Genomic DNA, 10,929 nt, shown 5'->3' on the forward strand with positions numbered 1-10,929 from the left:
GCCCTCGCCGCCGTTCGCGGGATAGGGTGAGCGGATGATCCGACGGCATGTGGTGGTGAACGGCCTCGTGCAGGGCGTCGGCTACCGCTATCTCGCCCGCAAGCACGCCGTTCGGCTCGCCGTCACGGGCTGGGTGCGCAACCTCCCCGACGGCTCCGTCGAGGCCGAGGTGCAGGGTGCGGACGCCGCGGTGCACGAGATGCTCCGCCGGCTCGAGGCCGGCCCGCCGGGCGCGCGCGTCACGGGGCTCGTCGTCACCGAGCTCGATCCGCGCGACGACGAGGGCTTCCGCATCATCCGCTGACCCGCGAGCGCCTCACTCCCGGCAGAAGCCCGCGCAGCCGGCTCATTGACCGCATGATCGCGCGGACGTACCGTTGGAGTGACCCCCGAATGGGAGCCACCGACCTTGAGGAGGCTGGTTTCTATGAAGAAATGGACTCGCTGGGAAGACTGGGTCGCGATCGCCGCCGGTGCCGTGGCGATGCTCTCGACGCTGTTCGTTCCCCCGATGGGCGCCTCGGTCGCCCTGATGCTCGTCTTGGGCGCCCTGCTGATCATCTCCGGTGTCGTCAATCTCGCCGCACCGGGCATGGTCGCGATGGAGTACATCCAGGCCGCGCTCGGCGCCCTGCTCATCCTCTCGCCGTGGATGGGCGGCTACGCCGACGCGATGACGTTCGGGGCCGCCTGGATGTCGTGGATCTGCGGTGCCGTCGCGCTCGTCGTCGCCCTGCTCGCCGTCCGGCCGAGCATGCAGGCCCACCACGACGCCGTTCCGCACTGATCCGCTGCGCAGCGCGCGCAGACGACGAAGGCCCCGCCGGCGAACCGGCGGGGCCTTCTCGGAGTTCGGGCCGCGCTGCGCGCGCCCGGTCACCGGGTCGTTCAGATGGCGTTGACGTCCAGCGGGATGCCGGGGCCGAACGTGGTCGACACGGCGCCCTTCTGGATGTAGCGGCCCTTCGAGCTCGACGGCTTCAGACGCAGGACCTCTTCGAGGGCCGCCTTCGCGTTCTCTTCGAGCTGCTCGGTCGTGAACGAGGCCTTGCCGACGACGAAGTGCACGTTGGCGTGCTTGTCGACGCGGAACTCGATCTTGCCGCCCTTGATGTCGGAGACGGCCTGGCCCACGTTCGGGGTCACGGTGCCGGTCTTCGGGTTCGGCATGAGGCCGCGGGGGCCGAGCACCTTGCCGAGACGGCCGACCTGGCCCATGAGCTCGGGGGTCGAGACCGCCGAGTCGAACGCGGTGTAGCCGCCGGCGACCTTCTCGATGAGCTCGGCGCCGCCGACCTCGTCGGCGCCCGCCGCGATCGCGGCCTCGGCCGCAGGGCCGGTCGCGAACACGATGACGCGGGCGGTCTTGCCGGTGCCGTGCGGAAGGATGACGGTGCCGCGCACCATCTGGTCGGCCTTGCGGGGGTCGACGCCGAGCTTCAGCGCGACCTCGACGGTCGAGTCGAACTTCGCCGAGCCGGTCTCCTTCGCGAGGGCCACGGCCTCGCTCGGGGTGTAGAACTTGCCGTCTTCGATCTTCTCGGCCGCGGCGCGGTAGGCCTTGGACTTCTGTGCCATGTTGCTTCTCCTTGAGAGAGTGTGGTCATCTGCGCCTGGCGGGCGCTGCCACTGATGCTGAGTTCTGAGGAGCGGAGATCAGACGAGCTCCGCCGCGGCCTTATTCGACCGTGATGCCCATCGAGCGGGCGGTGCCCGCGATGATCTTCGACGCGGCGTCGAGGTCGTTCGCGTTGAGGTCGGCCATCTTCTGCTCGGCGATCGCGCGGACCTGGTCCTGCGTGAGCTTGCCGACCTTGGTGGTGTGCGGGACGCCAGAACCCTTGGCGACGCCGGCGGCCTTCTTGATGAGCTCGGCGGCGGGCGGGGTCTTCAGGATGAAGGTGAACGAGCGGTCTTCGTAGACCGTGATCTCGACGGGGATCACATTGCCGCGCTGCGACTCGGTCGCCGCGTTGTAGGCCTTGCAGAACTCCATGATGTTCACGCCGTGCTGACCAAGGGCCGGACCGATGGGCGGTGCGGGGTTGGCGGCGCCGGCGTTGATCTGAAGCTTGATCAGACCAGTGACCTTCTTCTTCGGTGCCATGATTTCTCTCTTTCTGTTCGAACGCCCCGATCGGGGCACTCTCCCGCACGCCCGGCCGTTCCGGGATGCGGTGATCTGTGTGTGCTCGGCGGGAGGCCGACACAGCACAACCCCCCGAGTATACCGGTGGGTCGGCTGGGTGCCGGGTGAGAACCCTAGAGCTTGGTGACCTGGTCGAAGCTGAGCTCGACCGGGGTCTCGCGCTCGAAGAGCGAGACGAGCACGGTGAGCTTGCCGCTCTCGGGCTTGATCTCGCTGATCGTGCCGGGCAGGCCCGCGAACGAGCCGTCCTTGATGGTGATCGTCTCGCCGACCTCGAAGTCGACCTCGGCGGGGATCTGGCGGGCGGCACCGGTGGCGGCGCCGGCCTTCGCACCCTTGGCGGGCGCGACGTCCTTGATCTCGACGAGGCTCTTCAGCATGCCGAAGGCCTCCTCGAAGCGGAGGGGGGTCGGGTTGTGCGCGTTGCCCACGAAGCCGGTGACGCCGGGCGTGTGGCGGATGACCGACCAGCTCTCCTCGTTCAGCTCCATGCGCACGAGCACGTAGCTGGGGATGCGGACGCGGGTGACCATCTTGCGCTGGCCGTTCTTGATCTCGACCACGTCTTCCATCGGCACTTCGACCTGGTAGATGTAGTCGGCCATCGCCATCGACTCGCGTCGCTGCTCGATGTTCGCCTTCACGCGGCGCTCGAAGCCCGCGTACGAGTGGATGACGTACCACTTGCCCGGGAGGAAGCGCAGCTCGGCGCGGAACTCCTCGTACGGGTCGAATTCGGTGTCGGCCTCTTCTTCGACGGCCTCGAGTGCGGCCTCTGCCTCGTCGGCGGAGTCGATGTCGAGTGCGTCGTCGACGATCGCGTCGGCCTCGGGGTCGTTCGCCTCGGCGAGCGAGTCGAGCACGGCGTCGAGGTCGACGTCGTTGCCCTCGTCGTCGACGATGTGCACGGCCACGTGCTCGGCCGACTCGGAGGACTGCTCCTCGTGCTCGTTGACGTTGCCCGTCTGCGCCTCGTCGTCTTCGGCCGACTGCTCTGCAGCGGTGGCCCAATCGACGTCGTCGTGCTCAGTCCTTGACAATTCTCGATCCTTCTCTTCGTGCGCCTACGGCGAACGGGTTGGCGAGCCGAAGGCCTCGATCAGACCCCGGTCGTTCCGAAGACGTACAGCACCAGCCACCCGAACAGCTGGTCGAGGCCCCAGACGAGCGCCATCATGATGATGACGAACACCAGCACCACGACCGTGAAGCTGAAGAGCTCCTTCCGCGTGGGGGTGACGACCTTCTTCAGCTCAGCGATGACCTGCCGGATGAACAGGGCGATGCGCGAAAAGGGATTCCGACGCGCGGCGCGGTCGCGCTTCGCGTTGGCGACGACGTCCTCACTCGGTTCGTCGATTACTTTTCGTGCCACCTCGTACACCTTTCGTGGGCCGGCAATCACTGCCGGCTCGCAGGGCGGACAGGACTCGAACCTGCAACCTGCGGTTTTGGAGACCGCTGCTCTACCAATTGAGCCACCGCCCTCGGGCCCTGTTGCGAGGGCACCTCGGAGTCACCGCCTCGACTCCATGCACCCGAAATCTGGATTTCGGGCGCAGTGAAGTTTTGCCGAGGAAAGCAACATCGAACAGTCTATGCGACGCGAGCGGCTCGCGCGAACCGACGCCTACATTGGGTTCATGACCCTCGATCGCGCCGCCCGCCGCACCCCCGAGCCGAGCTCGAGCGTCGAGGTCGTCGGGGAGCACTCGCAGTTCCGCCTCGACCTCGAACGCATCCGATTCTCGCCCTACTTCTCGCGGCTCTCGGCCGTCACCCAGGTCATCGCGCAGCCGGGTGCGGGCCCGCTCATCCACAACCGGCTGACCCACTCCATCAAGGTCACCGCCGTCGCGCGCGCGATCGCGGTCGGCTTCGCGGATGCCTCGTCGCCGGCCCATGCGCTCGCGGCCAGGCACGGCTGCGACGCCGTCGTCGTGCAGGCCGCGGCGAGCGCCCACGACCTGGGGCACCCGCCGTTCGGGCACCTCGGCGAGCGCGTGCTCGACCGGCTCGCCCGCGAGACGCTCGGCCTCGACGACGGGTTCGAGGGCAACGCCCAGAGCTACCGCATCATCGCGACCCTCGACGTCAGCACCGCGGCATCCCATGGACTGAACCTCACCGCCGCGGTGCGCTCGGCGATCGCGAAGTACCCGTGGACCCGCTTCGCGACGACCGCGCCGTTCCCCGACGGCGGGCTGCCGCGCGGCATGCGCCTCGTCGACGGCGAGGCGGTGGCGACGAAGTTCTCGGCCTACGGCCTCGACGCGGCCGATCTCGCGGCGGCGCGCACGGGCCTGCCGCCGATGGTGCAGTCGCTCGAGTGCTCGGTGATGGACACCGCCGACGACATCGCCTACTCGATCCACGACGTCGACGACTTCTACCGGGCGGGCCTGCTGAGCCACGGTGCGGTCGCGCGCGAGTTCCGCGGTTGGGTGGAGGGCTGGAGCAAGCTGCGCCGGCTCGGCGACGAGGAGCTCGCCTCCCGCAGCGCGCCGGCGGGCGCCGCCCTCGAGGCGCTCCGCCGCAAGCTCGGCGCGAGCGACGCCTGGATCGCCGACGACGACGCCTTCGCCGCCGCGGTCGACACCGTCGCCGACGATCTCGTCGACGGCCTGCTCGCGACGCCCTTCGACGGCTCGATCGCGTCGGAGCGCGCCCTCTCCTCGTTCACGAACCGCTGGATCGGTCACCTGCAGACCTCGGTCGTGCCCGCCCCTGAGGGGGTCGCCCGCACGGGGCTCGTCGCGCTCGACCGCGGTGCGTGGCACGAGGTCGAGATCCTGAAGTTCGTGCACCGGCACTTCATCCTCGATCGGGCCGACATCGCCATGTACCAGCGCGGCCTCAGCCGAGTGCTGACGCGGGCCGTCAAGGGCCTCACCGCGTGGGTGACCGACGACTACGACCGGCACCGCGTGCCGCAGCGGCTGAAGGAGCTCGTCGACATCGCGATCGCCGGGTACGAGCTCGTGCGGGTCGCCCGGCCAGACGGCGTGCCCGTGCCCGACGCGGGCGCGGTGCGCCGGCTCGGCGTCGGCCGCGGCGTCGTCGACTACGTCGCCTCCCTCTCCGACGACCAGGCGCTCGCGGTCTCCGAGGCGATCGACGGCCGCCCCGACCGCTTGTGGGACATCGGCCAGAACCTCTGATCCGCTCGGCGATTCACCTGATCAGAACCGTGATCCACTCCCGCTGAGTGCTCGAGATGAGTAGCATGTGGCTCAGCACCACCATCACGCATCATCACGCGGGGCGCCGTAAGGCTCGACCCCCGGCAAAGCAGGGAGTGGGCTCATGAGTGGAACGCAGACCGGGGAAGCCCGGCCTACCGGGTGGGTCGGTTGGGGGGCGTTCGCGGGGATCATGCTGATCGTCGCGGGCGGCTTCGACCTCCTCTACGGATTCATCGCGCTGTTCATGTCCGACAGCGCCTACTTCGTCACCTCGCAGGGCGGACTGCTGCTCTTCGACGTGCAGGGCTGGGGCTGGTGGCACGTCATCAGCGGCGCGCTGCTGATCCTCGTCGGCGCCGTGCTCTTCACCGGAGCGACGTGGGCGCGCGTCGTGGCGGTGATCCTCGTGATCGTGAACGCCCTCGGTCAGCTCGCGCTGCTCCCGGTGCAGCCCTGGTGGTCGCTCATCGTGCTGACCCTCGACATCCTCGTGATCTACGCGCTCACGGTGCACGGCAAGGAGCTCGCACACCTCGGCTGAACGGCCGCCATCTCCGGATGGATTGCGCCGCGTCACCGCCTGTCATCAGCGGCGCGCGCGCCGTAGGCTGGTTGCCGTGACCGAACGCGCCCGTCTCTCCGCCCGCATCGCCGCCATCGCCGAGTCCGCGACCCTGAAGGTCGACGCGAAGGCGAAGGCCCTCCAGGCCGAGGGCCGCCCGGTCATCTCGTACGCCGCAGGCGAGCCCGACTTCGCGACGCCCGAGCACATCGTCGAGGCAGCCCTCGCCGCGACGCGCGACCCGAAGAACTACCGCTACACGCCCGCGGCGGGCCTGCCCGAGCTGCGCGAGGCGATCGCCGCGAAGACGCTGCGCGACTCGGGCCTCGAGGTCTCCCCCGGCCAGGTCGTCGTGACGAACGGCGGCAAGCAGGCGGTCTACCAGGCGTTCCAGGTGCTGCTCGACGAGGGCGACGAGGTGCTCGTGCCCGCCCCCTACTGGACCACGTACCCCGAGGCGATCAAGCTCGCCGGCGGCACGCAGGTCGACGTCTTCGCCGGCAGCGACCAGGGCTACCTGGTCACCGTCGAGCAGCTCGAGGCCGCACGCACCGAGCGCACCAAGGTGCTGCTGTTCGTCTCGCCGTCGAACCCGACCGGCGCCGTCTACTCGCCCGAGCAGACACGTGCGATCGGCGAATGGGCCCTCGAGCACGGCATCTGGGTCGTCTCCGACGAGATCTACCAGAACCTCACCTACGGCCCGCTCGACTCCGAGGTCGGCAGCGCCGCCCCGCGCGCCGTCTCGATCGTCGAGGCCGTGCCCGGCCTCGCGAACCAGACGATCCTCGTCAACGGCGTCGCGAAGACCTACGCGATGACCGGCTGGCGCCTCGGCTGGATGGTCGGCCCCGCCGACGTCATCAAGGGCGCCGCGAACCTGCAGTCGCACCTCTCGTCGAACGTGTCGAACATCTCGCAGCGCGCCGCGATCGCCGCCCTCACGGGCCCGCAGGAGCCGGTCGAGCAGATGCGCCGGGCGTTCGACCGCCGCCGCCGCCTGATCGTCGCCGAGCTCTCGAAGATCGACGGCATGACGGTGCCCGTGCCCGAGGGCGCGTTCTACGTCTACCCCGATGTGACCGGCCTCCTCGGCCGCGAGTGGGGCGGCGTCACCCCGACGAGTTCGCTCGAGCTCGCCGACCTGATCCTCGACCAGGCCGAGGTCGCCGCGGTGCCGGGCGAGGCGTTCGGGCCGAGCGGCTTCCTGCGGTTCAGCTACGCGCTCGGCGACGAGCCGCTGCTCGAGGGCGTGCAGCGCCTGCAGCGCCTCTTCGGCTAGCGTCCGTCGCGGCTCGCTTGGGGTCGGGTCAGCCCACCCGGCAGACGACGTAGGCCGCGAAGTACCTCGGGCTCCGATCGGGTTCGATCCGCTCGACCTCGATCCGCCAGCCGATCGGCAGGGTGGAACCGGCGCTCCCCGCGACCGGCCCGTCGTCGACCGCCCGCAGTCCGCTGCCCGAGCCGAGACGTCCGCCGCCCATCGCGAGCTCGCCGCGCTCGCAATACGCGACCGCGGAGCCCGCGCTGTCGTACGACCCGAGCACCTCCTGGGCTTCGCGGACGACGAGGTCGCCACGGAGGTCGCCGGCGTGCGTGTCCGGCGTCTCGGGCACCTCCGGCTCGACCGTCGCCCCGCTCGAGGTGGCCACCTGCAGGCCGACGAGGGTCCCGACGCCGTATCCGGCGGCGACTGCGGTGATGGTGGCTGCGGCGACCATCGCCGCGACCACCCAGATCTTCATGCGCAGCTCCTCGCCAAGCCGGCGGCTCCTCGCCCGGGTCGCCTGAGACGCTAGCGCAGGCTCCGGCCGACGGCGTGCGTGCCAGCACTGGACTCCGCATGCGTGCCAGCACTGGAGTCTCGCCGACCGGCGCGCTCAGACCAGCGTGTTCCTGGCCTCGCGCGCGAGTTCGTCGGCCACGGCGTCGAGCAGGGGCGAGCTGAGGTTCCACTGCTGCCAGTGGAGCGGGACGCCGACGGGCGCGCCGCCGAGGCGCACGAGCTCGCCGCGCTCGAGCTCGGCCGACGACTGGAACTCGGGCAGCATGCCCCAGCCGAGCCCGAGCTTCACGGCGCTCGCGAAGTCGTTCGACGCGGGCACGTAGTGCCGTGGGGCGCGCTCGGGATCGAATCCGGCGGCCTGCAGTGCATCGTGCTGCAGATGGTCGCGACGATCGAAGTCGACGAGCGGTGCGTGCGCCAACCAGGCGGGCAGCGTGGATGCCACGGAACCCGCCTTGCGGGATTCGCCGTGCCCGGCCGACCACCGGGCGAGGTACGCCGGCGTCGCCACGGCCTCGTAGCGCATGACGCCGAGGGGGCGCACGAGGCATCCGGCCACCGGGGTGGCCTGCGAGGTGACCGCTCCCATGACGGTGCCCGACTCGAGGAGGCCGGCGGTGAAGTCCTGGTCGTCTCGATGCAGGTCGAACACGACGGGGTGCACCAGCGCGACGCGGGCGAGCGCGGGCAGGAACCAGGTGGCGAGCGAGTCGGCGTTGACCGCGAGCGGGATCGTCACGTGGCGCGGAGCGGCGGCGGGCTGGCCGCTGCGGGCGGCGGGGCCGCCCGCGTGATCGGCGTCGAGCCCGAACTCGGCGAGCGCGTCGTGTTCGAGCAGCGCCAACTGGCGGGCGAGCCGCACGACGGCGGCACCCGCCTCGGTCGCCCGCGCGGGCTTCGAGCGCACGACGAGCACCCTGCCGAGCTGCTGCTCGAGGGTCTTCACCCGTTGCGACACCGCCGACGGGGTGAGCCGCAGCCGCCGGGCGGCCGCGTCGAAGGTGCCTTCGTCGATGACGGCGGCGAGCGTGCGGGCGAGGTCGAGCGGAATCTGCATCTGAAGCAAGGCTAATGGTTCTGAAGGATCTTGAGCTGGATTCAGGTGAATTCGGCTCATAGCCTCGTTCCATGCCCCTCTCCTCCGTGCTCGCCGGCTTCGGCCTCGGCCTCTCGCTCATCGTCGCGATCGGTGCGCAGAACGTATTCGTGCTGCGCCAGGGCATCCGTCGCGAGCACGTCTTCGCGGTCGCGGCGATCTGCGCCGTGAGCGACCTCGTGCTCATCATCGTGGGCGTCTCGGGCATCGGCGCCGTGCTCGGCGCCGTGCCGTGGCTCGTCGAGGTGATCCGCTGGGTCGGCGCCGCGTTCCTCGTCGGCTACGGGCTGCTCGCGGCCCGGCGTGCGCTGAGGGCCGGCGGTGAGGCGCTCGTCACCGGCGAGGCGGCGACGGACGCCCTGGAATCCGCGGACGCGGGGGCCGGGACTCCCGCCGCGTCCGCGGATTCCAGGGCGCCCTTCGGCCCGGCGGCACCTGCGACGGTGCTCGCGCCGACACGCACCCGACCGGCCCGATCGACCCTCGCCGCAGCGGTGCTCACCTGTCTCGCCCTCACCTGGCTGAACCCGCACGTCTACCTCGACACCGTGTTCCTGCTCGGGTCGGTGGCGAACAGCCACGGCGACGGGCGATGGGCGTTCGCCGCGGGCGCGGGGGCCGCGAGCCTCGTCTGGTTCTTCGCCCTCGCGTACGGCGCGCGCCTGCTCGGCCGGGTGCTCGCGACCCCGCGGGCCTGGCGCATCCTCGACGGCGTGATCGCGGTCGTCATGTTCGCCATCGCGGCTTCGCTCGTGCTGCCCCACTGATCGGGAATAGCGGGTCGCCCCCGCCCGTGCTACCGTTTCCGACATCGTGAGCACCAACACCTGTCGCTGCTGTCGCCGCTAGGCGGTCGTCTCCCCGACGACCCCAGGGCGCGATTCCCCGCGCCGCCGACCGCAGCCCCGTGCTCACGCCGCATCCGACGCGTCCGCGTCAGGTCCGTGGCATCCCGCTCGAACCGATCTCGCATCGACCTCGAACCGGGATGCCGCAGTGCCGACGTCAACGGATGCCGGGGCCGCCGCGTCGTCGGCGCACCATCCGGCACTCGAAAGGACCATCCCATGTCCGGCATCCCCGTTCTCGACCTCTCACTGCTCAACGGCACGACCGAGCAGCAGGCGAAGTTCCGCGACGACCTCCGTCGCGCGACGCACGAGGTCGGCTTCTTCTCGCTCATCGGCCACGGCGTGCCGACCGAGCTCATCGACCGGGCCTACGCGGCGGCGCGAGCCTTCTTCGCGCTCCCCGAGTCGCACAAGCTCGCGATCGAGAACGTCACGAGCCCGCACTTCCGCGGCTATACGCGCATGGGCGGCGAACGCACGCTCGGACGCGTCGACATCCGCGAGCAGATCGACCTCGGCGCCGAGCGCCCGGCCGTTGCGATGACCGCCGACGCCCCCGACTACTGGATCCTCGAGGGACCGAACCTGTGGCCCGAGGCGCTGCCCGAACTTCGGGCGGTCTCCGAGGAGTGGATCGCCCGGCTCGACGAGGTCGGCATGCGCCTCCTCCGCACCTGGGCGGAGGCCCTCGGCGCGGCGCCGGACACCTTCGACGCCGCCTTCGAACGCCCCTCTCCGTACCTCAAGATCGTGCGCTACCCCGGCGTCTCGGCCGAGCAGCCCGCCCAGGGCGTCGGCGCCCACAAGGACCTCGGCGTGCTCACGCTGCTCTCGGTCGAGGACGGCAAGGCCGGCCTGCAGGTCGAGAAGGACGGCGAGTGGATCGACGTCGTCGCCCCGTCCGGTGCGTTCATCGTGAACATCGGCGAGCTGCTCGAGATCGCCACCGACGGCTACCTCAAGGCGACCAAGCACCGCGTGGTCTCGCCCGCGCCCGGCACCGAGCGCATCTCGATCCCCTACTTCCACGGGCCGGCGCTCGACGCGGTGATCCCGACGGTCGAGCTCGCTCCCGAGCTCGCCGCCGAGGCGCCGGGAATCACCCGGGACCCGGCGAACCCCCTGCACGCCGTGTTCGGCGAGAACTGGCTGAAGAGCCGGCTCCGCGCCCACCCGAACGTCGTCGAGGCGCAGCACCCGAGGCTCCTCGTCGGCGCCTGACCCGGGGTGGAGAGAGCGCCGCTCGCTCGCGAGCTCGCGTGGGGTGTCGAAAACCGCTTCCGCCGTTCGTCGTACCTGC

Annotated in this window: 13 protein-coding genes and 1 tRNA gene; 7 read left to right on the forward strand and 7 right to left on the reverse strand. The window is 70.5% G+C overall.

Annotated elements, in window-relative coordinates:
• The first annotated feature begins 34 nt into the window (after window positions 1-34).
• Together GQQ93_RS15710 and GQQ93_RS15715 are read left to right on the forward strand one after the other, a co-directional pair.
• Window positions 35-304 (forward strand): acylphosphatase, encoded by a 270-nt coding sequence (locus GQQ93_RS15710; protein ID WP_157425177.1) that lies wholly within the window; start codon window positions 35-37, stop codon window positions 302-304.
• 123 nt (window positions 305-427) lie between these two features.
• Window positions 428-787 (forward strand): SPW repeat domain-containing protein, encoded by a 360-nt coding sequence (locus tag GQQ93_RS15715; RefSeq protein ID WP_157425178.1) that lies wholly within the window; start codon window positions 428-430, stop codon window positions 785-787.
• Between the two features lie 101 nt (window positions 788-888).
• On the opposite strand, the gene rplA is transcribed toward GQQ93_RS15715, so the two are convergent.
• From rplA to GQQ93_RS15740, 5 genes are all read right to left on the reverse strand, one after another.
• Window positions 889-1,578 carry a 50S ribosomal protein L1 gene (gene rplA / locus GQQ93_RS15720; protein WP_157425179.1) on the reverse strand — a complete coding sequence of 230 codons (690 nt, stop codon included), beginning with the start codon at window positions 1,576-1,578 and terminating at the stop codon, window positions 889-891.
• A gap of 100 nt (window positions 1,579-1,678) precedes the next feature.
• Window positions 1,679-2,107, reverse strand: coding sequence for a 50S ribosomal protein L11 (gene rplK / locus GQQ93_RS15725; protein ID WP_157425180.1), 429 nt, complete (start codon window positions 2,105-2,107; stop codon window positions 1,679-1,681).
• A 155-nt stretch (window positions 2,108-2,262) separates the two neighbouring features.
• Window positions 2,263-3,189, reverse strand: coding sequence for a transcription termination/antitermination protein NusG (gene nusG, locus GQQ93_RS15730; protein ID WP_157425181.1), 927 nt, complete (start codon window positions 3,187-3,189; stop codon window positions 2,263-2,265).
• A gap of 59 nt (window positions 3,190-3,248) precedes the next feature.
• Window positions 3,249-3,524 carry a preprotein translocase subunit SecE gene (gene secE, locus GQQ93_RS15735; protein ID WP_157425182.1) on the reverse strand — a complete coding sequence of 92 codons (276 nt, stop codon included), beginning with the start codon at window positions 3,522-3,524 and terminating at the stop codon, window positions 3,249-3,251.
• A 40-nt stretch (window positions 3,525-3,564) separates the two neighbouring features.
• Window positions 3,565-3,637 (reverse strand) — tRNA-Trp (locus tag GQQ93_RS15740).
• 155 nt (window positions 3,638-3,792) lie between these two features.
• On the opposite strand from GQQ93_RS15740, the gene dgt reads away from it, so the two are divergent.
• The 3 genes from dgt (at window position 3,793) to GQQ93_RS15755 (ending at window position 7,178) form a co-directional block, all read left to right on the forward strand.
• Complete coding sequence (gene dgt / locus GQQ93_RS15745; protein ID WP_157425183.1) at window positions 3,793-5,310, forward strand: dGTP triphosphohydrolase; 1,518 nt, start codon at window positions 3,793-3,795, stop codon at window positions 5,308-5,310.
• Window positions 5,311-5,455: 145 nt separating this feature from the next.
• On the forward strand, window positions 5,456-5,875 hold the full coding sequence (locus tag GQQ93_RS15750) for a DUF7144 family membrane protein (protein WP_157425184.1): 420 nt from the start codon (window positions 5,456-5,458) through the stop codon (window positions 5,873-5,875).
• 76 nt (window positions 5,876-5,951) lie between these two features.
• Window positions 5,952-7,178 (forward strand): pyridoxal phosphate-dependent aminotransferase, encoded by a 1,227-nt coding sequence (locus GQQ93_RS15755; RefSeq protein ID WP_157425185.1) that lies wholly within the window; start codon window positions 5,952-5,954, stop codon window positions 7,176-7,178.
• Between the two features lie 28 nt (window positions 7,179-7,206).
• On the opposite strand, the gene GQQ93_RS15760 is transcribed toward GQQ93_RS15755, so the two are convergent.
• Complete coding sequence (locus tag GQQ93_RS15760; protein ID WP_157425186.1) at window positions 7,207-7,641, reverse strand: hypothetical protein; 435 nt, start codon at window positions 7,639-7,641, stop codon at window positions 7,207-7,209.
• A gap of 135 nt (window positions 7,642-7,776) precedes the next feature.
• Window positions 7,777-8,739, reverse strand: a complete 963-nt coding sequence (locus GQQ93_RS15765; protein WP_157425187.1) for a LysR family transcriptional regulator ArgP — start codon at window positions 8,737-8,739, stop codon at window positions 7,777-7,779.
• Window positions 8,740-8,810: 71 nt separating this feature from the next.
• On the opposite strand from GQQ93_RS15765, the gene GQQ93_RS15770 reads away from it, so the two are divergent.
• On the forward strand, window positions 8,811-9,545 hold the full coding sequence (locus GQQ93_RS15770; RefSeq protein WP_157425188.1) for a LysE/ArgO family amino acid transporter: 735 nt from the start codon (window positions 8,811-8,813) through the stop codon (window positions 9,543-9,545).
• A gap of 300 nt (window positions 9,546-9,845) precedes the next feature.
• Window positions 9,846-10,850 (forward strand): isopenicillin N synthase family dioxygenase, encoded by a 1,005-nt coding sequence (locus GQQ93_RS15775; protein WP_157425189.1) that lies wholly within the window; start codon window positions 9,846-9,848, stop codon window positions 10,848-10,850.
• Window positions 10,851-10,929: the final 79 nt, after the last annotated feature.

It is taken from the genome of Agromyces lapidis (genome assembly GCF_009749405.1).
Classification (GTDB): Bacteria; Actinomycetota; Actinomycetes; order Actinomycetales; family Microbacteriaceae; genus Agromyces; species Agromyces lapidis.

Bases quoted from the DNA above. Each gene is read 5' to 3' on its own strand.
- GQQ93_RS15710 (WP_157425177.1), top strand. From the start codon at position 35: ATGATCCGACGGCATGTGGTGGTGAACGGCCTCGTGCAGGGCGTCGGC.
- GQQ93_RS15715 (WP_157425178.1), top strand. From the start codon at position 428: ATGAAGAAATGGACTCGCTGGGAAGACTGGGTCGCGATCGCCGCCGGT.
- rplA (WP_157425179.1), bottom strand. From the start codon at position 1,578: ATGGCACAGAAGTCCAAGGCCTACCGCGCCGCGGCCGAGAAGATCGAA.
- rplK (WP_157425180.1), bottom strand. From the start codon at position 2,107: ATGGCACCGAAGAAGAAGGTCACTGGTCTGATCAAGCTTCAGATCAAC.
- dgt (WP_157425183.1), top strand. From the start codon at position 3,793: ATGACCCTCGATCGCGCCGCCCGCCGCACCCCCGAGCCGAGCTCGAGC.
- GQQ93_RS15750 (WP_157425184.1), top strand. From the start codon at position 5,456: ATGAGTGGAACGCAGACCGGGGAAGCCCGGCCTACCGGGTGGGTCGGT.
- GQQ93_RS15760 (WP_157425186.1), bottom strand. From the start codon at position 7,641: ATGAAGATCTGGGTGGTCGCGGCGATGGTCGCCGCAGCCACCATCACC.
- GQQ93_RS15765 (WP_157425187.1), bottom strand. From the start codon at position 8,739: ATGCAGATTCCGCTCGACCTCGCCCGCACGCTCGCCGCCGTCATCGAC.
- GQQ93_RS15770 (WP_157425188.1), top strand. From the start codon at position 8,811: ATGCCCCTCTCCTCCGTGCTCGCCGGCTTCGGCCTCGGCCTCTCGCTC.
- GQQ93_RS15775 (WP_157425189.1), top strand. From the start codon at position 9,846: ATGTCCGGCATCCCCGTTCTCGACCTCTCACTGCTCAACGGCACGACC.